We start from the raw sequence: 25122 nt of genomic DNA, 5'->3' as shown, positions 1-25122 counted from the left end.
GCGACAGGTATGGGTATCAGGAGCGTGATCCCTGTGCCAGCTGGGCCAGATCTTCACTGATCTGCTCTGGCGACAGTCCGGGTCGCAGGAGCAGCCGGGCGTTGCCGTCGCGATCGAAAACGTAAACGGCGCTGCTGTGTGAAACGTTGTAGTTGCCGCTGGCGTCGGGTTCGTCGTAACCGAAGGTGGTCCGGTAGCGTTTGGCGAGTTTTCGAAGCGCGGGTTCTTCTGCAGTCAGGCCAACGACCCGATCGCCGAAGAAATTCACGTAACTGGCCAGGCGTTCCGGGGTATCCCTGCGCGGGTCAACGCTTACGAACAGGGTGGTGACGTCGTCCCGATACTTTTCGGGAAGTTGCTGAACCGAGCGGCGCAGATCAGTCAGCGTGGTCGGGCAGACATCCGGGCAGGAGGTGAAGCCGAAATACACCAGGCGGATGTTGCCCTGCGAGTCTGCGGGAGTGACAGTGTTTCCGTCGGTGCCCTGGAGCTGGAACTGGAGCCTGGGCATCAGGCCCGAGATGTCCTTGCCATGCCAGCTTTCCTCATTCCCGGCACAGCCGGCGAGCATCAGGGCAACGAAAACAGGCCATAGTGGCAGCGTTCTGTTCATGCGTTTCCTCCTGCCATCGAGCGGCTTTTGGGGAATTTGCCATCTTCATGCATGGCCCGGCGGAGCACAATCAGGATGCCAATGATGCTCATCATGGCCGGGGGAATCCAGGTCAGCAGACCGCCCAGTAACTGGTCGGTTTCCGGGGGCATGGGCCAGGCCCGGCCGCAGACTTCGTAGACGTCATAAACCATGCCGCGGGAAAACACGATCCAGGCCCCGAGAATCATCTGGGGGATCGCCACCAGCGCCAGCAGGAGTATACGTTTGCCGTAGCCCAGGGCACTGGTGATGGCCGGGGAGCGGGGATCGAAGATCAGCCACCAGAACAGCAGGCCGTCCAGCAGCATGCTCCAGTTCATGATCCAGTACAGCTGCCGGCTGAGCATGGCGTCAAAATGGATGGACGGCCTAAATCCAGCCCAGCGGCTGCAGCCAGTAGCGAACAGAAAGTGAGATCTTCTGGTACCAGAATCGCATCACGGGCAGTGGATTGGACAGCGCAATCAGGCTCGGCCCCTAGTGGTGAAGAATCAGGTGCTGGCCCCGATGGACGAAAAACATGTACTGGGAGTAGTAATCAAATCGGGTCTGCATCACCGCGTAACAGAGCATGACCCCGAGCGTGAAAGTGATGATGCGGCCCGATCCCGGCCGGTCCTGCTCCGGCATCCTCAGTAGCCCGACACCATAAAACCCGAGCACCAGCATATAACTGAGCAGGGTCAGCGGTGAAAAATCATAGGGCAGCAGGTAGCTCGATACTGGCATGGATCAGACTCGATGCGTGCACGCATTGGAAACCGGGTTTATCTTTCTTGTCAGTACCGCCGAGTTTTGCCGGCCCGGCGGCGGATTTCAAGGCCGGCTTCAGGAAACTTCTGATGGAGGCGGAGCATGGCCCGATTCTGTGATTCCATTTCAGCGCCGTCAGTGCTGATTTTCGACTGGCACGGCACCCTGGTAGACACCCACGATGCCATGTTCAGTGCTATGGAAGACATGTTGCCGCAGTTGGAGGATCTGGGGCTGGTGGAGCGGCTGCTGCCGGAGGATAAATGCCGAACATCGGATGATGCCCGCCTGGTGCGTTACATCCGTATCTTCCGGCGCCTGCATCCGCGCATTCTGGCGGAGCGCCGGGTGTCGAGGACCGATATTTTCAACGCCATCTTCGGGGATGACAAAGAAGCCAAGCTGATCGCTCACAAGGCCTACAACGAGGCCTATCGCCGCTATTTCGGGCAGGTAAAACCGTTCCAGCCCGGCGCCTATGAGTATCTCTCCGCCCTGAAAGCCATGGGTATCCGGCTGGCGGTATCCACCAACCGGAACCGGGAGTTTCTGGATCGGGAATTACAGACGGTGGACGAAGGCCGATGGCGGAACCTGTTTGATGCCACGGTGTGTGCCGACGACGTAACCGAGTATAAACCCGATCCGGAGGTGATTCTCAAAGCGCTTGAAAAGCTCGGTCTGCCAGCGGATGAAACGGCCTGGTATGTCGGCGACAGCTACGTCGACATGCTCACCGCCAACAAGGCCGGCGTCTCGGGCGTGTTCTACAACGGCGCTTGCTGGGAATCCGGCCGGATCGACAGCTGGTTTTCGCACCGGGACGCGCCCGCGGCCATTCTGGACAGCTTTGAGGACCTCATGGACCTTTTAGCCCTGCTTGAGCGGAGCCAGCCGGAGGCCTTCGAACAAACGCCTGCCGAGGTTCGCCCCCGGCCGTTTCCGCCGCCACAGCGACCCGAGCCAAGAATTGAGCCGGACTGGCACCCGGCGGTGGTCAAGCTCATCCGTCCGGCAGTCATCCTGTTCGACTGGCACGCCACCCTGGTAGATACCCTCGACGCCATGTACCACGCGGTGGACGACATGCTGCCGGATTTCCACAAGCTGCAGCTTATGGACCGTATGGTGGCGCCGGAAGACAGCAAAACCCCGGAAGATGTGAAGCTGGTGGCCTACGTGCGGGAGTTTGCGAAGCTGCATCCGAAGGTGAAGGCAGACCGCAAGATTTCCCGAACCGATATCTTTGAGGTGTTGTTCGGGGATGACCAGGAAGCCAAGCAGATTGCCCACCAGGCGTTCAACCACCACTACCGGAAACACTACGGTACCGTGAAGGCGTTTGAGCCGAAGGTGCGCGAAGTTCTGGAAGGGTTACGGCGGCTGGGCATCCAGGTGGGTGTCATTACCAACCGGGACCGCGAGTTTTTCGAGCACGAACTGGCGGCGGTGGAGGATACCGGCTGGACGCATCTGTTTGATGTCGACGTCTGCGGCGACGATACACCCCTGCGCAAGCCCCACCCGGATCAACTGCTGCTGGCGGTCCAGAAACTGGATTACCCGCCCGACCCGAGTGTGTGGTACGTGGGCGATAGCACGACTGACGTTATTGCCGCCAAGCGCGCGGGCCTGACCTCGGTATTCTTCAACGGGGCCCAGTGGGATCTGCCCTGGCTGAACAAGATTTTTCCGGGTACCCACAAACACCCGGATAAGCCGGATGTGGTGGTCAATGACTTCTCGGAGTTCTGGGCCCTGGTGTTGGCCTGTGAAGTCGGACCGCCCTGAGCAAAAGATCAGGACGCCAAAGTTCTGACCTAGAGCTTTTCAATATTGGCGATCAGATTCTCCGCACGCTTGAGCAGCGCTTCCCGTTTCTCGGGCTTCTGCTTGTCCCAGTTCCGGTACATCATGCCCATACGCGGGTTTTTGGCAAAGTCGTCCCGATGGCGATCGATGAAATGCCAGTACAGGGCGTTGAACGGGCAGGCGTCATCTTCGGTGGCCTTGTTCACCTTATAATGACAGTTGGCGCAGTGGTCCGACATGCGCTGGATGTACTTGCCGCTGGCGGCATAGGGCTTTGAGCCCAGGTAGCCGCCATCGGCGTGCATCACCATGCCAAGCACGTTGGGCAGTTCCACCCAGTCGTAGGCATCGGCGTATACCGCAAGGTACCAGTCGCAGATCTCCTCCGGCTTGATGCCGGCCAGCAGCGCGAAGTTGCCGGTAACCATCAGCCGCTGAATATGGTGGGCGTACGCGTTGCGGCGGGTGGCATCAATGGCCTTGTGCATGCACCGCATTTTCGTGTCCCCGGTCCAGTAGAACCAGGGCAGGGCGCGGGTGTTGCCCAGACGGTTTTCTTTGGCATATCCCGGCATGTTCATCCAGTAAATGCCCCGCACGAATTCGCGCCATCCAAGGATCTGCCGTATAAAGCCCTCCACCGCGTTGATCGGCGCCCGCCCCGAATACCACGCCTGAGCTGCCGCTTCGCAAATGGCCAAAGGGTCCAGAAGCCCGGAATTGATATAGGGCGACAGGATGGAGTGAAACAGCCAGTCCTCGGTATCGGAAATCGCGTCCTGATAATCCCCGAAACAGGGCAGAGCGAAATCGATGAAGTGCTCAAGCGCAGCTTCTGCGTCCTCGGCCGTTACAGCAAAATGGAAATCGCCGGTGGTGCCGAAATGATCGCCGAAATGCTCGTCCACCAGACCGATCACATCCCGGGTAATGGCATCCGGCTCTATCCGGAATGGCGCCGGCGCCGGCGGTTTGCCGGTCCATTTCTTCCGGTTGTCCGCATCGAAGTTCCACTGCCCGCCCTCGGGCTCACCCTCAGATGTCATCAACAACCCGGTCTTGCGCCGCATCTCCCGGTAGAAGAATTCCATCCGCAGCTGCTTGCGGCCCTCTGCCCAGTCGGCAAACTCCTGTTTGGATGCAATAAACCGTGTATCCGGCCGGATCTCCACCGGCACCCCGAGGCGTTCGTGCCAGCCACTGATCTGCTCATGCAGTCGCCATTCGCCACACTCGGTGGTGATTACTTTTTCCGCATTGAGCCGCTTCACCTGTTCGCCAACCACGGCCTCAAGGCTCTGGTGTTGGTTGTCCGGATGATAGGCCTGGTAATGAACCTGCCAGCCATCGCTCTCCAGTTGCCGGGCAAAGTGACGCATGGCACTGAACAGCAGCACGATTTTCTTCTTGTGGTGGTTGGTGTAGCTGGCCTCGTCGTGTACCTCCGCCATTACCACCAGATCCCGGTCCCGGTCGGCGTTTTCGAGTGCGTTGATGTCTCTCGTTAATTGGTCGCCGAGGATCAGAATCAGGTTGGCCATGGTGAGGAGTTCTCCAGTCAGTATGCTGCGGGCTATGCCCACAAAGGGGTAAACCAAGTACGCCAAGAGCCCAAGGGTGGTTCAGTAACCGGACTGGTAAACTGAAACCATCAGTCACCTGACCCGAATCAAAAAACCAGTCAAAGGATTGCCCTAAAATGCCGGCAAATCCTGGATGCCCCCGTTTTACCCCAGAGCGCCTATTATGACCTCCACACCCGCACTCAAAGCCCAAGACTCAACACTGCCAGAATTCATCTGGGATGACGCCCTGATTCGCCGCTACGACCTCAGCGGCCCGAGATACACCTCCTATCCCACGGCCGTCGAATTCAACCAGAACTACCCGATTGAGGACATGGTCAAAGCCGCAGCTCGCAGCAAGGCCAGTGGCCGGCCGCTGTCGCTGTACACCCACCTGCCGTTCTGCGCGCACCTCTGCTACTACTGCGCCTGCAACAAGGTCATCACCAAAAAGCGTGACAAAGCCATGCCTTACGTAGAGCGGGTGCTGAAAGAGGCGGCCATTCAGTCAAAACTGTTCGGGGCCGACCGGCCAGTTACCCAGCTGCACTGGGGCGGCGGTACTCCCACGTTCCTGCCAAAAGATGTGATGGAACACCTGATGGCGGGTTACGGGGAGCTGTTCAACCTGCAAACCGGTGAAGAGCGGGATTACAGTGTGGAGATTGACCCGCGGGAAGTGGATCAGGATACCCTGCCAACCCTTTGGAACCTCGGCTTTAACCGGATCAGTCTGGGGGTACAGGATGTAAACCCGGAGGTTCAGAAAGCGGTCAACCGCATCCAGCCCCGGGCCATGACCGAAGCCGTGCTCAATGAGGCGCGGCGCATCGGCTTCCGTTCTATTAACCTGGACCTGATCTACGGCCTGCCGTACCAGACGCCGGAGAGCTTTGCGGAGACGCTGGAGGCGGTGATCGAGATGTCGCCGGACCGGCTCTCTGTGTTCAGCTATGCCCACCTGCCGGAGCGTTTCTATCCGCAGACCCGGATTCAGGGCGACACCCTGCCCAGCCCCCAGCAGAAGCTGGCCATCCTGCACAACACCATCAACCGCCTTCTGGAGGCCGGCTACGAATACATCGGTATGGACCACTTCGCCAAGCCGGATGACAGCCTGGCCGTTGCGCAACGGGAGGGACGCCTGCACCGGAATTTCCAGGGCTACACCACCCACTCCGAGTGCGATCTTGTGTCCCTGGGTGTTTCCGCCATTGGTCAGACCGACGACGCCTATTTCCAGAACAATCACGACCTGCCTTCCTGGGAAGCGGCCATCGATGCCGGCCAACTGGCGATCACCAAAGGCGTGAACCTGACCCGGGATGACCGCATCCGCCGCTGGGTGATCGGCCAGCTGATCTGCCAGTTCCGTCTGGATCGCCAGCTGTTCGCAGACGTCTGGAACGAAGATCTGAACCGTTATTTTGCCGATGAGCTCAGCCGTCTGAAGCCCATGGTTCAGGATGAGTTGATTGCTGATGATGGCAATGCCCTTCAGGTTCAGCCCGCCGGCCGGCTGCTAATCCGGGCCATCTGCCAGATCTTTGACCTGTACCGCAAAGAAGGTGCCAGCCAGCGGTTCTCCCGGATTATCTGACGGGAATAGCGAACTGGGGGTCAGAAGAAAGCTTTCTTCTGACCCCCAGTTATTTTCCAGAGTAAAAAAAGGGGCTGCCCGTTACCGGACAGCCCCTTTTTTCGTTTGCAGGTTTCAGCTGTAGGCCGGCACCTTGAACTCGTTGGCCAGGTCCTGCAGGACCCTGGCCAGCCGTGCCTGCTCGCCGGTCACCTGGGTGATTTCCTGGGAGCCGGTGAGGGTCAGGATCGCCGCTTCACTGACCGATTCCATATTGCCCGCCAGTTCCCGGGTAACCGCGACCTGCTCTTCGGAGGCGGTGACAATCTGGCTGGCCATATCGGAGATGCTGTTCACATCGGTCAGGATATCGGCGAAGGTCTGCTCCAGTTCTGATGCCTGCTCGCTGGTGGCGTTCGCCAGTTTGTGGCTTTCCACAATCGAACGGCTGGCACTGTCGGTAATGCTCTGGAACCCGTTGATAATGTCCTCAATCTGGGTCGTAGACTCGTGAGTCTGTTGTGCCAGGGTCCGGACTTCGTCGGCAACCACGGCAAACCCCCGGCCGTGCTCGCCTGCGCGGGCGGCTTCAATCGCAGCGTTCAACGCCAGCAGGTTGGTCTGGTCGGCAACCTTCCGGATTACGTCCACCACGTCGGCGATGGTTGAGCTGCGGTTCTCCAGTTCTTCGATTACCTCATTCACCGTCTGAACCGACTTCGCCAGGGAGCGAATACTCTTCACGCTGCCGTGCAGCACCTGCTCGCCACTGCGGCTTTTCTCCATGGCGCTGCGTGCGGCATCGGCCACCTGCTGGGTGTTCCGGGAGATTTCCTCGGAGGTGGCCGACATTTCTTCGGTGGCCGCAGCCACCTGCTCAATCTGTTGCTGCTGGTTTTTCACCTGGCTGGCGTTCTGGCCGGCCGTAGAGCTGGTCTCTTCCGTAGCAGTGGCCAGCTGGACGCTGGATTTGTCGATGTGGAGCAGGGCATTGCCAAAGCGTCCGAACAGGTCGTTAATGGCCTTGCCAATGGTGCCCACCTCATCATGGCTGGAGATTTCAATCTCGCGGGTCAGGTCCTTGTTGTCCATGGCAAACCGAACGCCATCAAGCAGGCGGCCGACCTGGAGATTGATGGCACGGATAATCACCAGCATCAGCACCAGTACAGCCAGAACGGCACCTGTGGAAATGCCGGAGGCCAGCCTCAGGTCGTTCCGGGCGTCGGCAACGCCTTCTGATGCCAGGCTCATTACGTCGGATAACATCTCCTTTCTCGCCTGATTGAGGTTGCCGATTCGCTGGGTGGTGGTTGTGAACCAGTCAGAAGCGTCCAGTGCATACATGCCTGACGGGCTGCTGAACAGCGTTTCACGACGCTGCGCCAGCGCCTGGCTTGCAACGCTGAGGCTCTGGTTTTCCAGGGTTGCCCGGATCTCATTGTCAGCGGCCAGCATTGTTATGGCTTCGTTGAGAAAGGCTTCCTGCTGCCCGCCGAGACCCGCAATTCGGGCCATGGTGGGCAGATCGAAGTCACCGCCGCGAATCATGGAGGCGCCCGCGGCTCTTTCGCGGCCGGCCATCTCGGCAACCTTGGCGAGGGCATAGTAACCGTTAACCTCGCGGGTCAATTCCGGATCGGTTGAGCGCCGGACAATAAGGCCAATCCGGTCGATTAATCCCATGATCATCGCGGTGTAGCGGGGAGCAACGTCGCTGCGGTTGTCAACGGAGCGGCGCAGGGCGTCGATGTTGTCGAGCTCCTGGCGAACGGACTGAATGCTTGTTTCAACCGTCCTGTCAAACGATGCATCTGTCATCAGGGCATTGATGTGGCGCTGATAGTCTGAAATCCGCGTGTCGGTTTGTCGCCGCTGTTCCGCAAGATCTCTTTCGGCCTGCCGGGCGGCATCGCTTCCCGGGCTGCTGGCAAGGAAAACCGCGGAGCGACCACGCTCTTTCTGAAGGGCTTCGGTGAGAGGATCACCGGCTTCAGCCAGTTCGATCTTTGCGAGCAGTTGTTGCATGTCGTCCAGTTTGCCTTGATTCAGAACGACGCTTTCTGCCGCGAAAAACAGGATAACAAGCAGGGCCGGCACCACCAGAGTGATCAGTTTGCCCCGCATGGAGAGATTGTTGATAAATTTCATAGCGTTCTGCCTTGGCTGTCCGTGTCGGATATGCCGCTATTATCCCGGCATAGCAAGGTCGCTCTCTATCAGCGTGAAGGAGTAGCAGTGGAGGTAGTTACGGGCAGGTAAGCTTATGTTTCTGCTTGTTAAGTTTCTGATAAATATCAATTAAAAACAGGGTCCGTACTACCGCGTAGAGTACTACCACAGAGGTATTCAGCAGATTGGGAGTATCCTGCTGACAAAGGTCAAGGTAGCCGGGCGACGTGTCCGATATGGTCGATGCCGTTACTTCAAGGCGGAAAAAACCATGGAACTTGTGTGCCCGGCCGGCAGCCTCCCGGCCCTGAAAACCGCCGTTGATAACGGTGCCAACGCTGTCTACTTCGGTTTTAAAGACAGCACCAACGCCCGTCAGTTTGCCGGCCTGAACTTCAACGACAAACGCGCTGCCGAGGGTATCGAGTACGCGCACCTCCGGGGCACGCGAGTTTTCTGTGCCATCAATACCTACCCGCAGCCAGATGGCTGGGAGCAGTGGAAAGGAGCGGTAGACCGCGCCGCAAATCTCGGCGTCGACGCTATTATCCTGGCCGACATGGGCCTCCTGGATTATGCCGCCACACGATATCCGCACATCCCCCGGCATCTGTCGGTTCAGGGGTCTGCCACCAGCCACGAAGCGCTCTCCTTCTACAAGGATAACTTCGATATCCGCCGGGCCGTGCTGCCCCGGGTTCTGTCGCTGGACCAGGTTCGTGGTGTGGCAAAACACAGCCCGGTGGAACTGGAAGTGTTTGCCTTCGGTAGTCTGTGCATCATGGCCGAGGGCCGCTGCTACCTGTCTTCCTATCTGACCGATGAGTCCCCCAATACCCGTGGCGCCTGCTCTCCCGCCAAGGCGGTCCGCTGGCAGGAGACTCCGAACGGGCTTGAATCCCGCCTCAACAATGTCCTGATTGACCGTTATGGCCAGGGCGAATCCGCCGGCTACCCGACTCTGTGCAAAGGCCGCTTTGAGGTTGAGGGTCATGTTTATCACGCCATTGAGGAGCCGGTGAGCCTGAACACCCTGGACCTGTTGCCGGAGCTTCAGGCACTGGGTATCAGTGCCGTGAAGATTGAAGGTCGTCAGCGTAGCCCGGCCTACATCGCAGACGTAGCCAGAACCTGGCGCCATGCCCTGGACAATCTTGAGGCCGGCACCGACGGCTTTACTGTTGAGCCTCAGTGGCAGCAGACGCTGGCGGGGCTTTCCGAGGGCGGCCTGACCACACTGGGCGCCTACCATCGCAAATGGAAATAAGGTTTCACCATCCATGCTGAAGTTATCCTTGGGGCCGATCCTGTGGTTCTGGTCCAGGCAGACCGTTTTCGATTTCTATGTCAATGCCGCCGAGTGGCCGGTGGATACCATCTATCTGGGCGAAGTGGTGTGTTCCCGCCGGCGGGAACTGAAACCGGATGACTGGCTGGATCTGGCCCGTGATCTGAAAGCCTGTGGCAAGAATGTGGTGCTCTCCACGCTCACGCTGATTGAGTCGGAGGCCGATTTGCGTCGCCTGCGCCGGTTCTGTGAGCAGAATGAATTCCTGGTAGAGGCCAACGATCAGAGCGCCCTGCAGGTGGCCATCCGGAACAGGATTCCGTTTGTCACCGGCCCGTCCATGAACATCTACAATACCGCTACCCTGAAAATCCTGGCAAAGCAGGGCTTGCAGGGCTGGAATCTGCCAGTGGAGCTGGGCAAGGAAACCCTCGAGCAACTCATCAAGGAGCTGAAAGGCGAGGAACTGGATTTGCCCGCTGAGGTGTTTTCCTGGGGCTTCCTGCCCCTGGCCTGGTCCTCCCGTTGCTTTACCGCCCGCCATTACAACCTGCCCAAAGACAACTGCGAGTTCCGCTGCCTGCAGCACCCGGACGGCATGGAGTTGCGCTCCCGGGAAAGCCAGGAGCTGTTCCGCATCAACGGCATTTCCACCTTGTCTGGCTCCCGTTACGACCTGATGCGGGAGTTGCCGGATATGGAGCGTATGGGGGTAAGCACCGTGCGCCTGAGCCCGGAACATCAGGGCATGGAGGAGGTGGTCAGACGCTTTGATCAGGTCCGCCGGGGAGAAGTGCCAGCCTCCGACCCGCTGCAACTGGTGGAGGCACCGCCGTGCAACGGGTACTGGTATGGCAAGCCGGGGATGGACCTGATCCCGACTTGATATAGATAAACCGCCCCTGCGACTTTTGCTGGTTTTTGTTAGCGTCGTTTGCTGAGATTGCTCTATATCCCGAGTTTTATTCTCTGGAAAATCCGGGAGGAATGCGCTTATGGATATCCGACTGAAACGCGCTTATGCAGAACCCTCAACCTCAGATGGCCCACGGCTGCTTGTTGACCGTATCTGGCCTCGGGGAGTGGCCAAAGAAGATGCGGATATAGCTCACTGGCTGAAGGGTCTGGCGCCGTCAACTGAACTGCGCAAGTGGTTCGGTCACGATCCCGAAAAATGGCCGGAGTTTCGGGAGCGGTACCTTGAAGAGCTGACATCAGGTGATGCCAGCGAGGATCTTGAGGCACTTAAGAAGCTGCTTGAGCAACATGACCGCATAACGCTCGTGTTTGCTGCGAAGGATACCGAGCACAACAATGCTGTGGCGCTCCGGGATTATATTTTGAATGACCAACTCTGAATCATTGGAGAATGGCGGCCCGTTGGGCCGTCCAGATTGCTGAAAACGCTCGCACCTTCTTGGTCTGTCGGCGAACCTTATTCCTGGCTGAGCGCTTCCTGAGCCCACTGCCAAGCGGCAACCGTCGCCGGAAAGCCTATCGAATTCATGCCCAGCACCAGCGCGTGCTCGATTTCCTCACGTGTGAGGCCCAGTTCCAGACTACGACGAATGTGGGACTTCAACGCGGATTCGCGACCCGCACCAACGCAAACGCCGAGCTTTACCAAAGCGCGCATTTTTTCATCCAGAGGGCCAGCATCGGCGAGGGCTTTACCAAGCTGTTTATGCGCTTGTTGCAGCTCTGGAAACCGTTCGCTGAAGGCAACGAAAGTTTTGGGGAGTTCGCTGTCGTGTTTATTCATTTGATTGCCTCGTTTGCGGGTTCCGCCAAGCCTCCGTGGTCGGTTTCACCGGTGAAGAGATTCTGATATTAAACGAAAACCTTACCTGACATTGCAGGATTATAGAATCGGTAAATGCATTCAGATAATGCAGCCTCTGCCGTATCCAGGCGTCAATAGCGTCAGTTTGCACATGCTAATCGACCAACTATTCGTGTTGGCGGCTTATTTGCAATTTTTCAGAGAAATTACCAGTGTTCAGCGAGATTAGGCTGCGGCTTCTACTCGGTCCCGCCCATTGGCTTTGGCCTTGAACAACGCCATATCCGCTCGCATTAAAGCTTGGCACGGCAGCTCATTGGGGGAAACTTCAGCAACCCCCAGACTAATCGTCTGATGGCCGACCAGGGGAAACGACATTTCCTTAATCCTTTTTCGCAAAGCATCTGCCAAAAGCAGAGCGCCCCAGAGGCTCACGCCAGCAGCATTGGCCCAGACAATGTTGAGATGTTGTATATCAAAAACCCAGAGTGGGGTTTGTAATCGGTCAGCCACCAAAGTGGGTGGTTGTAACGTCCTGTGGGAGTTTTGGGATAGGCTGTTCATCGGTTCAACGAGATTGAGTTCCAGAGTTTGCTGTTTAATTTTCGCCCACTATCAGCGTCGTTGCGATACCCATAACAGGTCCACCTAATCATGGGTAAGTGCAGACTTAACTGACTAGTCGCGCTGAACGATTCGGCAGGTTGTTGTCTGCGTCTTGCGCTATTCTGTGACTACCGGCTTTTCGATAGAGGTGATATCAGTTGGCGAAATCACAGTTTGACGGATCAACGACTTTCGAGATTTTTCCCTGGAACAGGAATTTTGAGACCGGGTTTGGGGATATTGATGATCAACATAAAGCCCTGGTGGAGATTCTGAATCGACTAGCGTGGCATTTTGCCTCAGATGCTTCGGAAATGACGGCAGATCGGGTAATGGACGAACTGCTGTCTTATGCATCCTATCACTTCCAGTTTGAAGAGCAGATCTGGGATCGCGCCCTGGGCGATTCGGAAATGGCCAAGAATCACCACGACAACCACCAAATGTTTTTTGCGCGAATTCAGATGCTCAAGCAAGGGCCTGGATCCCACGAAGAAAAACTGACCGAGCTATTTGACTATCTTACCAAGTGGCTGGCTTTTCATATTCTTGAATCAGACCGACGTATGGCGCTTACCATTCGGGCGATGGATCAGGGGCTAACGGTCGGAGAGGCGAGCGAGAAGGTGGATTCCGAGTTGAGCGGTTCCATTTCTGTGCTGGTCAGCGCGCTGCTCGAAATCTATGGCAAATTGTCTGCAAGCACCATTCAGTTGATGCGGGAAAAAATGGCGCGACTGCGAACCGAAGATGAACTGCACCGTCTTCAGCAAGAGCAAATAAAGGAGGCCTTGGATAATCAGGCCAGCGAATATCAAATACAACTGGAAGCGCTCGCATTTGAGGATCCGTTGACAGGCTTGTTAAACAGAAATGGAATCGTTCAAGCACTCAGGAAGCAGTTACAAGGAATAGGTCAGAGTGGGTCGGGCTGGTCGGGTGCTGTGGTTGCTATTGATCTTGATGATTTTGTGATGATCAATGCCACGCTCGGCGAAGACACCGCCGATTATTTCCTCAAGCTTCTCACGCGACGTTGGCTTGATTCAATCCCGTCGGGAGCCCGCCTCGCCCGAACAGGGGGCGATGAGTTTATACTGCTACTACCAGATACGAGCGAAATAGAATCCACGCTCGAAGCTCTGCGCCTATCGGGCCTGCAGGCCTTTCATTTGAATGATCAGCAAGTGATCGTCGAATTCACGGCCGGTATCGTGTTTGTCGTGGAGCAGACGGTTTCGGATGCTGATAGTTTGCTTCGCAAAGCGAACCAGACACTGTTCCTTGCCAAGCACGAAGCGAAAGGCGACTGGCTATATCTGGATGCTGAAGAACAGGGCCGTTACCGTGCCAGAGAGATAATTCTGTCAGGAATCCGTGAGGCCCTTCCCAGAAACAATTTCCGGCTCCTGTATCAGCCCAAAGTTAACCTGCGAACGGGCGAGATCGTCGGGGCTGAGGCGCTGATACGCTGGCAACACCCGGACAAAGGGTTGATGTCTCCGGGCAAGTTTCTGCCGGCAATTGAACACCACAATCTGAGCATCTCAGTTGGGGAGTGGGTTCTGCGGGAATCGCTGCGGCAAATGCAACGTTGGGATCAGCAGAACCTCGAACTGAAGGTGAGCGTTAACATTGCTGCCTTGCATCTGCAGTCCGAGGCGTTTCCTGAGACCCTGACAAATATTCTCAAGGAATTTCCGGACATCAATCCCTCTCGACTGGATCTTGAGATTCTTGAATCCGCAACGCTGGGTGATCTGGGGCAGGCCGTGGCTACCATCTCAGCGTGCCAGGCTCTGGGTGTGGTTTTCTCACTCGATGATTTTGGAACCGGCTACTCTTCATTGTCGTATCTTAAACAGCTGCCAGTAGAAACTCTGAAACTCGACAGGGAATTCGTTTCTGGCGCCGAAAATGATCTGGAAAACCACTCGATACTCCGGAGTGTTATCGAGTTGTCCCGGGTATTTCGCAAACAATTTATTGCGGAAGGTGTGGAGACGGTTCGTCAGGGTGAAATCTTGCTGGAGCTTGGTTGTGAGGTCGCACAGGGCTATGCCATCTCGCCGCCAATGGAGCCCGAAAAGCTGCCAGCATGGGTTGCCAGTTGGCGGCCCTTTCCCGAATGGCTAAAACATCGCTAACGCAAGAGAGCTATTGCCGCAATAGATTTCGCAGACTGAGACACCACTCCAGGCTATCCAGCAGGTTTTTTACGCCCAGGCCCAGCTCCGTGTCGCCTTCAATAACCAGCCTCCTCTGGAAAAACAGCTGGTCGGGGTCCTGTCGACGTTCCGCCAGGGTTCTGAAGGCGGTCAGCGAGCCCCGGATGGTTGCCTCCCCGGGGCCGTCGATCACCCGGAGTCGGCCGGCCCAGAAGCCAATGGTGATGCCGGGTTGTCCGCCGTTCACCTCTAGGCGAATCCGGCGGCCTTCGAAGTCATCGAATTCTCCGTCATCAATGGCCTGGGCAAAAATGCCATTCAGCGGCGCTTCTGCAGCCAGCTGCTTGAGGGGCACCGGGATTCTGCGATCAATAGCGCCTAGCATGGGCGCGGGGGAGGGCAGGTACTCCCGAAGGACGGAAACCGTTTGCCCAATCAGGGGAGAGTTCAGGGAGGCAATGGAAGGTAGTGAAAAAGCCATGCTTTACTCCGGGCGGTCAGTAACCGGCACAGAGTAAAGCAAAGTGCTCTGGAACGATTTGATATAACTCAGCCCTTGTGGAGGCCTTCTTCCACTGCCCAAACGGCCACTTCCACCCTTGAGCGCAGGTTCAGTTTCTTCAGCAGGTGTTTCACATGGACTTTCACGGTGCCGTCGCTGATGTCGAGCTTGCGACCAATCATCTTGTTTGAAAGGCCCTCTGCAATCAGCCGCAAGATATCCTTCTCCCGCGGTGTCAGGCTGTCGAAATCCGGGCGTGATGCCTGTTGGGGCTTGTTGGAGCGCAGGGCCTCGGCCAGCAGGGTAGTCAATCGGTCACTGATCACCATTTTGCCGACCGCCGCCTGATGAAGCTGGTTGATCATGTCTTCCGGTTCCATGTCCTTCAGCAGGTAGCCGTCCGCACCGGCCCGGAGTGCCGCCACCACGTCATCCTCCTGGTCCGACACGGTGAACATCACAATGCGGGAGCTGATGTTCTGTTCCCGAAGTCTTCTGAGCGCTTCGATGCCGTCCATTTCGGGCATGTTCAGGTCCATCAGGATCAGGTCGGGCTCCAGTTCGGTGGCCAGCCGGATGCCGTCGGCAGCGTTACTGGCCTCCCCGGCCACGCTCATATCGTCTTCCATATCGATCAACTGTTTGATGCCCTGGCGAAGAAGCGGGTGATCGTCGATCAACAGAATACTTGCGGGTGACTCAGACATCGGGTTCTCTCTTTTGGTCAGGCATTTGATGCTTCTGTGGGAATCAGGTTTCGGCTTTTGGGAACAAATCCCAGGGTGACTTCCACACCCCCTTCATCCCGGTTGCTTACTTCGACCTTGCCGCCCAGGGTCCGGGCGCGGTCCTGCATGATGATCAGGCCATAATGATTGACGGGCTGGTCGCTACCGGGCAGGCCCTTGCCATTATCCCGGATCCGCACCCGTACTTGTGGCGATTCGAACAGAACATCCACGGTTATGTCCGTGGCATCTGCGTGTTTGACCGCGTTGGCCAGGCCTTCCCTCACAATCTGCAGGGTATGGATCTCTTCATTTGGCGACAGGGTCTGGGGCGGCAGATTGTACTGCAGCCCAACCGGCTTACCCAGCCGCTCGGAAAATTCTTCAATGGTCTTCTGCAGGGCAGTAGCAAGATCCGGCGTGTCCAGCTTCAGCCTGAACGTCGCCAGCAGCTCCCGCAACTGGCGATAGGCACTGTTCAGGCCGGTACTGAGTTCGTCGAGAATCGCCTCGTGAGTTTTTTGTTGCTCGCCGTCGATGTTAAGGCGGCGCAACCGGGCAACCTGCATTTTCAGGTATGAAAGTGACTGTGCCAGGGAATCATGAAGTTCCCGGGCGATCACTGTGCGTTCTTCAGCAAGCGTCTGCTGCTGCTCCTCGGTAATCTGCCGTTCCAGGAAAATGGCCGTGGCCAGCTGGTCGCTGAGGGTTTCCAACAGCCGCCGGGAGGTTTTCGAAAGACCTTCCTCAGCCGGGTACCAGACCTCCAGTGTACCCAGCAGCTGTCCGGGGGTACGGATCGGTAGCAGGAGCCGCCGACCGTCGTTGGATTCCACGGGAAGCTCGTCATAGGCCTCTGGCGTCACCAGGCAGGCATTGCAGTGGTGATCACGGCAGTAGAAGGGCCGTTCCCGGCTGGCGGTCGTGATTGCTTGAATTGGCTCTGAGGATTCCTTGTCATGGAGATAGAGGCGGATCGGGCCAATGCCCAGTAGCTGCTCAAGCTCCTGAAGCATGGGGATCGCCCCATTGCACAGGTCGTGTTTGGCAAACAGGTCCCGGCTTGCGGAATGCAGGAGTTGAAGGGCCGCGTGGCTCCTTTCAAGCTCTTCCGTTTTCAGGCGGGCCCTTTCTTCCAGCTCGTAATAGGTCAGTGCCAGCTCGCTGGTCATCTGGTCAAAGGCCTGGCCAAGTTGTGCCAGCTCGTCGGAGCCGCTCAGGTTGGCCTTACGGGAAAAGTCCTGGTCGCCCACGGCGATGGCGATGCTGACCAGCTTGCGCAGTGGCCGCAAAATACGGTTTTTCAGATCGATGAACAGCGCCACGATGATAAGAATGGAAAAAGCCAGGCTGATGATCTGAATCAGGTGCAGCAGGTCAATACGGGCTTCGGTTCGCTGTTCCAGCATATTGACCAGCTGGTCTACGTTATCAACGTATTGCTGCGTTGAAGCGAGCATGGCCGCGGAAATGGGGGTGCTCTGGTCGTGTTCCTGCAGGGCAGGCCGAAGCACGGTTTCCCAGGATTGAAGAATGGCCTCGTACTGGGCGGCCAGAGGATGGTCACGGTTCTCGGGGATGGCGTCGGTAATGCTGGCGTCAGCCAACTTGGTCTCGTAGCGCTCCAGCATCTGCCCGATTGAGCGCTCCCCGGATTCTGAAACGACAGGCCCCGCGCTCCGGGCAAGCAACTGAAAGGCCCCCATGCGCAGGGCGCCCGCCAGATTGATCGCGGTGGCATTGCCTTCGATGCTTTTGGAAACCGCAAGCGTGGTCGCCATGCTGACAAGGGCTGTCACCACCACGGCGCCAACAACGAGGGCGATTCGGTTTACAAGCGGGCTTCTGGATTTCATTCAGTCTCTTGCGCATCAATGCGTGTGGCGGGGGTGGGTGAATTATGCCCCGCACCAAGATTCGGTGATACCTCCTTGAGGATAGTCAATTACCCCAATAGTTGGTAACCCATCATAATCTTTGACCCTTTTATGATCAAAAGAAGAAACTGAAAAACAGGTTTCCAGAAGAGCGACAGTAATGAAGTCCGAAACGGATCATGCAGATGACCGGCTGGCGTCATTGGCAGTGGTGCTGCCGTTGGCGGTGGCGGGCTTTGTTGTTGCTGCCGGGTGCTGGACTCTGTTTGCGGTGGCCGGAGTCCATCTGCGTTCGGAGCTGGCTCTCAGCGACTTGCAGTTTGGATTCCTGCTGGCGATGCCGATGGCGGTGGGCGCGGCGCTGGCCGTTCCAGCGGGCCTGGCGGCGCAGAAATTCGGCGCCCGCCGGATCATGCTGATTTGCCTGGCCGGACTCGCAGCCTGCATGGTGATACTTCTGACCACCGATACCTTCCCCGGGTACCTGATTGCCGCCGGCGGCCTCGGGCTGGCGGGTGGATTCTACAGTGCCGGGTTGCAGTTCGTGACAGGACACTGTGAATCTAGACGCCTGGGCCTTGTGCTCGGGGTGTTTGGCGCCGGTGTGACCGGCGCGGGATTCAACTACTACCTGGTGCCACTGTTCCATGAGGCCTTTTCCTGGCACGGGGTGCCGCTGGCCTATCTGATCGTGCTGTTGCTGGTGCTTGCGCTGCTGGTCATGCTTACCGATCCGGAAGACGCCGAGGCGGACCCGACCGCCGAAACCTCAGTCCGGGTGCTGCTCCACCGCATGCAGACGAGGCGGGCCGGTCAGCTTTGTGGCTATTTTGGCGTTGTCGCCGGCAGCTTCTTTGCGTTGGCTTTGTGGCTGCCGGATTATTTGTCGTCACAGTTCGATCTGTCAGTGGATTCCGGCGCGCGCCTGGCTCAATGGTTTGTGATTCCCGGGGCCCTGGCCCAGATTGTGGGAGGCGGATTTGCCGATCGGTTCGGCAGTGCAAGGGTTGTCAGCCGAGCACTGATGGTCTGTCTGATGGCGCTGTTTGTTTTGTCCTACCCACCCATGACCCTGTTTATCCAGGGCGTTGACGCCACTATCCGGGTTGAATTTGCCCTGCCCATGCAACTGGAGGGTGTGTTTGTCGTCACGCTCGGGCTGGCCATGGGCTGCACCATGGGTAGCCTCCAGCGGCTGGTTATTGTTGAAAATCGTTCGGTGGCGGCCTTTGTTGCCGGCTTGCTGCTGGTGAGTGCCTGTTCCGTAGCCTTTGTTCTGCCGGTGATTTTCAGCAGCGTTAACCACTGGCTGGGTATCCGCAGTGCGGTCTTCATGATTCTCTTCCTGCTGCTTGTGGGCTGTCTTTTCCTGTTTGCCCGGGAAAGTCGCCGACACGAGCGTGAACACCTACTCCACCCGGGGATATAAGCCACCTACCCCCAGGGTGGTAGAAACGGGTTATGAGGTAGTAACCACGCAGATTTCGCGGTTTTTCTCACACACAATGGTCTCAAATCGGAGAAACGATCCGGCAGACGGAGAGAGACCATGAGTCATTTGATCGATAAACTGAGTTACTTCAGGAAGAAGCGCGAGCCGTTCGCGAACGGACACGGCGAAACCCACGAAGTCAGCCGCGAGTGGGAAGACAGCTACCGCCAGCGCTGGCAGCACGACAAAGTTGTGCGCTCCACCCACGGCGTAAACTGCACCGGCTCCTGCAGCTGGAAAATTTACGTCAAGAACGGCCTGGTTACCTGGGAAACCCAGCAAACCGACTATCCCCGTACCCGTCCGGATCTGCCTAACCACGAGCCCCGTGGCTGCCCCCGTGGTGCCAGCTACTCCTGGTACATGTACAGCGCCAACCGGCTGAAATACCCGCTGATGCGCAAGCATCTGATGAAGCTTTGGCGTGCCGCGCGCATGCAGTTCAATGATCCGGTGGAGGCCTGGGCTTCTATCGTGGAAGACCCCAAGAAAACCGCTGAGTACAAGCCCCGCCGTGGCATGGGCGGGTTCGTGCGCTCAAGCTGGGATGAAGTCAACGAGCTGATTGGCGCCTCCAACGTTTACACCGCCAAAAAGCATGGCCCAGACCGCATCATCGGCTTCTCGCCGATTCCTGCCATGTCCATGGTCTCCTACGCAGCCGGCAGCCGTTACCTGTCCATGATCGGTGGCGTCTGCATGAGCTTCTACGACTGGTACTGCGACCTGCCGCCGGCCTCCCCGCAAACCTGGGGTGAGCAGACCGACGTGCCTGAATCCGCAGACTGGTACAACTCCGGCTATATCATTGCCTGGGGCTCCAACGTACCCCAGACCCGTACCCCGGACGCCCACTTCTTTACCGAAGTTCGCTACAAGGGCACCAAGACCGTCGCCATTACTCCGGATTACGCCGAAGTCTCCAAGCTGTCCGACGAGTGGATGAACCCCAAGCAGGGCACCGATGCCGCTCTGGGCATGGCCATGGGCCACGTGATCCTGAAAGAGTTCCACGTCGACAACCCCAGTGAGTACTTCACCGACTACGTGCGTCGCTACACCGACATGCCTTACCTGGTCATGCTGGAAGAGAAGGATGACGGCAGCTTCGTGCCGGGCCGCTTCCTGCGCGCCAGTGACCTGGTGGACGGGCTGGGTGAAGAAAACAACCCCGAGTGGAAAACCATCGCGATCGATGAGGCCTCCGGTGAGCTGACGGCGCCCAATGGTTCCATTGGCTACCGCTGGGGCGAAAAGGGCAAGTGGAACCTGAAGCAAACCGCCAAGGGCTCCGACGTCAACCTGCAGCTGTCCATGGTCGAGAAGCACGATGACGTTGTGGACGTTGCCTTCCCGTACTTCGGTGGTATCGAGCACGACCACTTCAAGCACGTGGAAATCAAGGACATCCTCAAGCACAAGCTGGGTACCCGCAAGGTGCAGCTGGCGGACGGCTCCGAAGGGCGCGTGGTCACCGTTTACGACCTGATGGTGGCCAACTACGGCATCAGCCGTGGCCTGGGCGAGGACGACGGTGCCACTTCCTATGACGAAGTGAAGCCCTACACCCCTGCGTGGCAGGAAAAGATCACCGGCGTCCCCGCCGAGAAAGTGATCCGTATTGCCCGTGAGTTTGCCGACAACGCCGACAAGACCAAGGGCCGGTCCATGGTCATCGTCGGTGCCGGTATGAACCACTGGTACCACATGGACATGAACTACCGCGGCCTGATCAACATGCTGATCATGTGTGGCTGTATCGGCCAGAGCGGTGGCGGTTGGGCTCACTATGTAGGCCAGGAAAAGCTGCGTCCGCAGACCGGCTGGCAGCCCCTGGCCTTTGGTCTGGACTGGCAGCGTCCGCCCCGGCATATGAACTCCACCTCCTTCTTCTACGCCCACTCCGGTCAGTGGCGTTACGAGAAGCTGGGTGTCGATGAGATCCTGTCGCCGTTGGCGGACAAGTCCAAATTCGGCGGCAGCCTGATTGACTACAACGTGCGCGCCGAGCGCATGGGCTGGCTGCCGTCTGCCCCGCAGCTCAACCGCAACCCGCTGGGTATTGCTGCCGAGGCGGAAAAAGCCGGAATGGAAGTGTCGGACTATGTGGCGCAGTCCATGAAGGACGGTTCCCTGGCGTTTGCCAGTGAGGATCCGGAAGCGCCCCAGAACCATCCGCGCAATATGTTTATCTGGCGATCCAACCTGCTGGGGTCCTCCGGTAAGGGCCACGAGTACATGCTCAAGTACCTGCTGGGTACCAAGAGTGGCCTGCAGGGCAAGGATCTGGGCCACGAAGGTGGCGCCAAGCCGAAAGAGGTCAAATGGCATGACGAGGCGCCGGAAGGCAAGCTCGACTTGCTGGTGACCCTGGATTTCCGTATGTCCACCACCTGTCTGTATTCAGACATCGTTCTGCCAACGGCCACCTGGTACGAGAAGAACGATCTGAATACCTCCGACATGCACCCGTTCATCCACCCGCTGACCGCCGCTACCGATCCGGCCTGGGAAGCGCGCAGTGACTGGGAGATCTACAAGGGCATTGCCAAGGCGTTCTCCAAGGCCACCGAAGGCCACCTGGGTGTCGAGAAAGACGTGGTTACCCTGCCGCTGCTGCACGACGCTCCGGCCGAGCTGGGCCAGCCGTTTGATGTGAAGGATTGGAAGCGCGGCGAGTGCGACCTGATCCCGGGCAAGACCGCGCCCAACTTCATCACCGTTGAGCGGGACTACCCGAACACCTACGCGCGCTTCACTTCGCTTGGTCCTTTGATGGACAAGCTGGGTAACGGTGGCAAGGGCATCAACTGGAACACCGAGAAGGAAGTGAACTTCCTCAAGGATCTGAACTACACCCACATCGAGGGGGCGAACGCAGGCCGTCCGAAGATCGAGAGTGCCATTGATGCAGCCGAGGTCATCCTGACACTGGCCCCGGAAACCAACGGCCAGGTTGCGGTGAAAGCCTGGGCTGCGTTGTCAGAAATGACCGGCCTGGACCACACCCATCTGGCGAAGAACAAGGAAGAGGAAAAGATCCGCTTCCGGGATATCGTGGCGCAGCCGCGCAAGATCATCTCCAGCCCGACCTGGTCTGGTCTGGAAGACGAGCATGTCTCCTACAACGCCGGTTACACCAACGTCCATGAGCTGATCCCCTGGCGCACCCTGACTGGTCGTCAGCAGTTCTACCAGGACCACGAGTGGATGCGCGCCTTCGGCGAGAGCCTGCTGGTGTATCGCCCGCCGATCAACACCAAGACGGTCAGCAGCATGATCAACCAGCGCAGCAACGGCAACGCCGAGAAAGCGCTGAACTGGATCACGCCGCACCAGAAGTGGGGTATCCACAGCACCTACAGCGACAACCTGTTGATGCTGACCCTGTCCCGCGGTGGCCCGATTGTGTGGCTGAGTGAGGACGACGCAAAAGAACTGGCCATTGAGGACAACGACTGGATCGAGCTGTTCAACGCCAATGGCGCCATTGCAGCCCGGGCGGTTGTGAGTCAGCGGGTGATGCCCGGCATGGTGATGATGTACCACGCCCAGGAGCGGATCGTGAACATTCCGGGCTCGGAAATTACCGGTACCCGTGGCGGTATCCACAACTCGGTCACCCGGGTGTGCCCGAAGCCGACCCACATGATCGGCGGCTACGCCCAGTATTCCTACGGCTTCAACTACTACGGAACCGTAGGTTCCAACCGCGACGAATTCGTGGTGGTTCGCAAGATGCACAACGTCGACTGGCTCGACGGTGAAGGCAATGACACTGTTCAGGAGGCTGTAAAATGAAGATCCGTTCCCAAGTCGGCATGGTGCTGAACCTGGACAAGTGCATCGGTTGCCACACCTGTTCAGTCACCTGCAAAAACGTATGGACCAGCCGTGAAGGCATGGAATACGCCTGGTTCAACAACGTCGAGACCAAGCCCGGTATCGGCTACCCGAAAGAGTGGGAGAACCAGGACAAGTGGAAGGGCGGCTGGATGCGTGACAGCTCCGGCAAGATCCGCCCGAAGATCGGTGGCCGTTTCCGGGTACTGGCGAACATCTTCGCCAACCCGGACCTGCCCCAGATCGACGACTACTACGAGCCGTTCGATTTCGATTATCAGCACCTGCATACCGCCGGCGACATGAAGCACCAGCCGGTGGCACGGCCGCGCTCGCTGATCTCCGGCCAGCGCATGCAGAAAATCGAATGGGGTCCCAACTGGGAAGAAATCCTGGGTACCGAGTTCGCCAAGCGCCGCAAGGACAAGAACTTTGACCAGGTACAGGCGGATATCTACGGCCAGTTCGAAAACACCTTCATGATGTACCTGCCGCGCCTGTGCGAGCACTGCCTGAACCCGGCGTGTGTTGCCAGCTGCCCGAGTGGTGCCATCTACAAGCGTGAGGAAGACGGCATCGTCCTGATCGACCAGGACAAGTGCCGTGGCTGGCGGATGTGTGTCTCCGGCTGCCCGTACAAGAAGATCTACTTCAACTGGAAAACCGGCAAGTCCGAGAAGTGCATTTTCTGCTATCCGCGGATCGAAGCCGGCATGCCCACCGTGTGCTCCGAGACCTGTGTTGGCCGGATTCGCTATCTCGGTGTGCTGCTTTACGACGCAGACCGCATCGAGGAAGTGGCCAGCGCCCCGGGCGAGCATGAACTCTATGAAAAGCAGCTGGAAATCTTCCTGGATCCGTTCGACCCGAAAGTGATCGAGCAGGCGAAGAAAGACGGCATCCCGATGAACGTGATCGAAGCCGCCCAGCAGAGCCCGGTGTACAAGATGGCGGTGGACTGGAAACTGGCCCTGCCGCTGCACCCGGAATACCGCACCCTGCCCATGGTCTGGTACGTGCCGCCCCTGAGCCCGATCCAGTCCGCGGCGGAAGCCGGCAAGGTCGAATTCGACGGCATACTGCCGAAGATCGAAAGCTTGCGGATCCCGGTGAAGTATCTGGCCAACCTGCTTACAGCTGGTGACGAGAAGCCGATTGTCCGGGCTCTCAAGCGGATCATGGCCATGCGTCTGTACAAGCGTGCCGAGACCGTTGAAGGCAAGGAAGACCTGCGCGCCCTTGAAGAAGCCGGTCTGACCAAGGCCCAGGCGGACGAGATGTACCGCTACCTGGCCATCGCCAACTACGAGGACCGCTTCGTGATTCCCACCAGCCACCGCGAGCTGGCGAAAGAAGCCTTCCCCGATGCCACCGCCCATGGCGAGCGCAACGGTTGCGGCTTCAGCTTCGGTGAAGGCTGCAACGGCGACAGCAAGTTCAACATGTTCGGTGGCCGCAAACAGACCACCAGCATGGTCCAGAAGTTGTCGACCGTGAAGCAGGTTGACCCGAAACAGCTGCAGGAATAAGGAGGCCGCGATGCAACTTTTAAAAGTACTGGCACGGGTACTTGAGTACCCGACCGAAGAACTCCAGGCCTCCAAAGATGCCCTCATTGCCGCTGTCCTTGAGGACAGCCGGCTGCCGAGGCAGAACAAGGAGCAACTGCTGCGCTGTGTGGAAATGGTCTGCGATGGCGACCTGCTGGACATGCAGGAGAACTACGTTGGCATGTTCGACAAAGGCAGGGCCACGTCGCTGCTGCTGTTCGAACACGTGCACGGGGAATCCCGCGACCGTGGTCAGGCCATGGTGGACCTGATGGAGGAATACCGCAGCAACGGTCTGGAAATCGATGCCAGGGAACTGCCGGATTACCTGCCGCTGTTCCTGGAATACCTCTCCACCCGCCCCTGGGACGAGATCCGGAACTGGCTGGAGGACATCCACCATATCCTGGGCTTGCTGGGTGAGCGTCTGTACCAGCGGGAAAGCTTCTATCACGTGGTGATGGATTCGCTGCTGACTCTCTCCGGGCGTGCGGCAAACCGCCAGGAGCTGGCTCAGATCGTCGCCTCGGAAGAGCGCGACGACACCCCGGAGGCTCTGGATAAGGTCTGGGAAGAGGAAATGGTGAAGTTTGTTGATGATCAGGGCAGCTCCTGCAGCACCGGCAACGTTGTAGGCCAACGCCGCCGCGAACTGGAACAGACCCAGACCATTCACCTGAGTGATCAGCTGATGACGGACGCTACACCCCGTCAGGCAGGGCGCGCCTGAGGGCGCAGGAGGAAACGGA

Annotated in this window: 17 protein-coding genes and 1 pseudogene; 10 read left to right on the top strand and 8 right to left on the bottom strand. The window is 58.1% G+C overall.

Annotated elements, in window-relative coordinates; all coding sequences use genetic code 11:
* Positions 1-16: 16 nt before the first annotated feature.
* Positions 17-613, bottom strand: coding sequence for an SCO family protein (locus tag AC13E3_RS07885; protein ID WP_008175432.1), 597 nt, complete (start codon positions 611-613; stop codon positions 17-19).
* Positions 610-1384, bottom strand: a pseudogene (locus AC13E3_RS07880) (cytochrome c oxidase assembly protein). Before AC13E3_RS07880 ends, AC13E3_RS07885 begins: the two are co-directional and overlap by 4 nt.
* Positions 1385-1510: 126 nt before the next feature.
* Here AC13E3_RS07880 and AC13E3_RS07875 point away from each other — a divergent pair.
* Entirely contained in the window at positions 1511-3199 is a 1689-nt protein-coding gene (locus tag AC13E3_RS07875) for an HAD family hydrolase (protein WP_008175430.1), read from the top strand.
* A gap of 29 nt (positions 3200-3228) precedes the next feature.
* Here AC13E3_RS07875 and AC13E3_RS07870 read toward each other — a convergent pair whose 3' ends face one another.
* A complete protein-coding gene (locus tag AC13E3_RS07870) occupies positions 3229-4761 on the bottom strand; it encodes a cryptochrome/photolyase family protein (RefSeq protein ID WP_474545807.1) in 1533 nt (510 codons plus the stop codon).
* A 205-nt stretch (positions 4762-4966) separates the two neighbouring features.
* On the opposite strand from AC13E3_RS07870, the gene hemN reads away from it, so the two are divergent.
* Entirely contained in the window at positions 4967-6385 is a 1419-nt protein-coding gene (gene hemN, locus AC13E3_RS07865; protein WP_273093612.1) for an oxygen-independent coproporphyrinogen III oxidase, read from the top strand.
* A gap of 114 nt (positions 6386-6499) precedes the next feature.
* Here hemN and AC13E3_RS07860 read toward each other — a convergent pair whose 3' ends face one another.
* Positions 6500-8515 (bottom strand): methyl-accepting chemotaxis protein, encoded by a 2016-nt coding sequence (locus tag AC13E3_RS07860; RefSeq protein WP_008175425.1) that lies wholly within the window; start codon positions 8513-8515, stop codon positions 6500-6502.
* Between the two features lie 292 nt (positions 8516-8807).
* Between AC13E3_RS07860 and ubiU the strand changes: the two genes are divergently transcribed.
* The 3 genes from ubiU to AC13E3_RS07845 all read left to right on the top strand — a co-directional run bounded on the left by ubiU (position 8808) and on the right by AC13E3_RS07845 (position 11182).
* A complete protein-coding gene (gene ubiU, locus AC13E3_RS07855) occupies positions 8808-9803 on the top strand; it encodes a ubiquinone anaerobic biosynthesis protein UbiU (protein ID WP_482901886.1) in 996 nt (331 codons plus the stop codon).
* 13 nt (positions 9804-9816) lie between these two features.
* Positions 9817-10710 (top strand): U32 family peptidase, encoded by an 894-nt coding sequence (locus AC13E3_RS07850; RefSeq protein WP_288366616.1) that lies wholly within the window; start codon positions 9817-9819, stop codon positions 10708-10710.
* Positions 10711-10819: 109 nt separating this feature from the next.
* Positions 10820-11182, top strand: coding sequence for a DUF488 domain-containing protein (locus AC13E3_RS07845; protein ID WP_008175419.1), 363 nt, complete (start codon positions 10820-10822; stop codon positions 11180-11182).
* A gap of 77 nt (positions 11183-11259) precedes the next feature.
* Here the strand turns inward: AC13E3_RS07845 and AC13E3_RS07840 are convergent, their stop codons facing one another.
* Positions 11260-11586: a carboxymuconolactone decarboxylase family protein gene (locus AC13E3_RS07840; protein ID WP_081467548.1), complete on the bottom strand. Its 327-nt coding sequence runs from the start codon at positions 11584-11586 to the stop codon at positions 11260-11262.
* Between the two features lie 785 nt (positions 11587-12371).
* Here AC13E3_RS07840 and AC13E3_RS07835 point away from each other — a divergent pair.
* The gene (locus AC13E3_RS07835) at positions 12372-14360 is read left to right on the top strand and encodes a putative bifunctional diguanylate cyclase/phosphodiesterase (protein WP_482901885.1); all 1989 of its coding nucleotides are present in this window, start codon (positions 12372-12374) and stop codon (positions 14358-14360) included.
* A gap of 10 nt (positions 14361-14370) precedes the next feature.
* Here the strand turns inward: AC13E3_RS07835 and ubiT are convergent, their stop codons facing one another.
* The 3 genes from ubiT to AC13E3_RS07820 all read right to left on the bottom strand — a co-directional run bounded on the left by ubiT (position 14371) and on the right by AC13E3_RS07820 (position 17467).
* On the bottom strand, positions 14371-14862 hold the full coding sequence (ubiT, locus tag AC13E3_RS07830; RefSeq protein WP_288366612.1) for a ubiquinone anaerobic biosynthesis accessory factor UbiT: 492 nt from the start codon (positions 14860-14862) through the stop codon (positions 14371-14373).
* Between the two features lie 68 nt (positions 14863-14930).
* A complete protein-coding gene (gene narL, locus AC13E3_RS07825; protein WP_273083364.1) occupies positions 14931-15590 on the bottom strand; it encodes a two-component system response regulator NarL in 660 nt (219 codons plus the stop codon).
* A gap of 17 nt (positions 15591-15607) precedes the next feature.
* Positions 15608-17467 (bottom strand): histidine kinase, encoded by a 1860-nt coding sequence (locus AC13E3_RS07820; RefSeq protein ID WP_288366610.1) that lies wholly within the window; start codon positions 17465-17467, stop codon positions 15608-15610.
* A gap of 181 nt (positions 17468-17648) precedes the next feature.
* Here AC13E3_RS07820 and AC13E3_RS07815 point away from each other — a divergent pair, with 181 nt between their 5' ends.
* The 4 genes from AC13E3_RS07815 (at position 17649) to narJ (ending at position 25103) form a co-directional block, all read left to right on the top strand.
* The gene (locus tag AC13E3_RS07815; protein WP_008175406.1) at positions 17649-18917 is read left to right on the top strand and encodes an MFS transporter; all 1269 of its coding nucleotides are present in this window, start codon (positions 17649-17651) and stop codon (positions 18915-18917) included.
* A 120-nt stretch (positions 18918-19037) separates the two neighbouring features.
* Positions 19038-22781 carry a nitrate reductase subunit alpha gene (locus AC13E3_RS07810; RefSeq protein ID WP_008175404.1) on the top strand — a complete coding sequence of 1248 codons (3744 nt, stop codon included), beginning with the start codon at positions 19038-19040 and terminating at the stop codon, positions 22779-22781.
* Complete coding sequence (gene narH / locus AC13E3_RS07805) at positions 22778-24352, top strand: nitrate reductase subunit beta (protein WP_064227622.1); 1575 nt, start codon at positions 22778-22780, stop codon at positions 24350-24352. Before AC13E3_RS07810 ends, narH begins: the two co-directional genes overlap by 4 nt.
* A 10-nt stretch (positions 24353-24362) precedes the next feature.
* Positions 24363-25103: a nitrate reductase molybdenum cofactor assembly chaperone gene (narJ, locus tag AC13E3_RS07800; RefSeq protein ID WP_482901884.1), complete on the top strand. Its 741-nt coding sequence runs from the start codon at positions 24363-24365 to the stop codon at positions 25101-25103.
* The last annotated feature ends 19 nt before the right edge of the window (positions 25104-25122 follow it).

Source organism: Marinobacter sp. L-80 (genome assembly GCF_056859395.1).
The sequence above is the reverse complement of the archived record's forward strand: the minus strand, read 5'-3'. Positions and strand labels throughout refer to the sequence as shown.

What these genes read in the sequence shown, in the direction of transcription:
- AC13E3_RS07885 (WP_008175432.1), bottom strand. Translation starts at nt 613, where the DNA reads ATGAACAGAACGCTGCCACTATGGCCTGTTTTCGTTGCCCTGATGCTC.
- AC13E3_RS07875 (WP_008175430.1), top strand. Translation starts at nt 1,511, where the DNA reads ATGGCCCGATTCTGTGATTCCATTTCAGCGCCGTCAGTGCTGATTTTC.
- AC13E3_RS07870 (WP_474545807.1), bottom strand. Translation starts at nt 4,761, where the DNA reads ATGGCCAACCTGATTCTGATCCTCGGCGACCAATTAACGAGAGACATC.
- hemN (WP_273093612.1), top strand. Translation starts at nt 4,967, where the DNA reads ATGACCTCCACACCCGCACTCAAAGCCCAAGACTCAACACTGCCAGAA.
- AC13E3_RS07860 (WP_008175425.1), bottom strand. Translation starts at nt 8,515, where the DNA reads ATGAAATTTATCAACAATCTCTCCATGCGGGGCAAACTGATCACTCTG.
- ubiU (WP_482901886.1), top strand. Translation starts at nt 8,808, where the DNA reads ATGGAACTTGTGTGCCCGGCCGGCAGCCTCCCGGCCCTGAAAACCGCC.
- AC13E3_RS07850 (WP_288366616.1), top strand. Translation starts at nt 9,817, where the DNA reads ATGCTGAAGTTATCCTTGGGGCCGATCCTGTGGTTCTGGTCCAGGCAG.
- AC13E3_RS07845 (WP_008175419.1), top strand. Translation starts at nt 10,820, where the DNA reads ATGGATATCCGACTGAAACGCGCTTATGCAGAACCCTCAACCTCAGAT.
- AC13E3_RS07840 (WP_081467548.1), bottom strand. Translation starts at nt 11,586, where the DNA reads ATGAATAAACACGACAGCGAACTCCCCAAAACTTTCGTTGCCTTCAGC.
- ubiT (WP_288366612.1), bottom strand. Translation starts at nt 14,862, where the DNA reads ATGGCTTTTTCACTACCTTCCATTGCCTCCCTGAACTCTCCCCTGATT.
- narL (WP_273083364.1), bottom strand. Translation starts at nt 15,590, where the DNA reads ATGTCTGAGTCACCCGCAAGTATTCTGTTGATCGACGATCACCCGCTT.
- AC13E3_RS07820 (WP_288366610.1), bottom strand. Translation starts at nt 17,467, where the DNA reads ATGAAATCCAGAAGCCCGCTTGTAAACCGAATCGCCCTCGTTGTTGGC.
- AC13E3_RS07815 (WP_008175406.1), top strand. Translation starts at nt 17,649, where the DNA reads ATGAAGTCCGAAACGGATCATGCAGATGACCGGCTGGCGTCATTGGCA.
- AC13E3_RS07810 (WP_008175404.1), top strand. Translation starts at nt 19,038, where the DNA reads ATGAGTCATTTGATCGATAAACTGAGTTACTTCAGGAAGAAGCGCGAG.
- narH (WP_064227622.1), top strand. Translation starts at nt 22,778, where the DNA reads ATGAAGATCCGTTCCCAAGTCGGCATGGTGCTGAACCTGGACAAGTGC.
- narJ (WP_482901884.1), top strand. Translation starts at nt 24,363, where the DNA reads ATGCAACTTTTAAAAGTACTGGCACGGGTACTTGAGTACCCGACCGAA.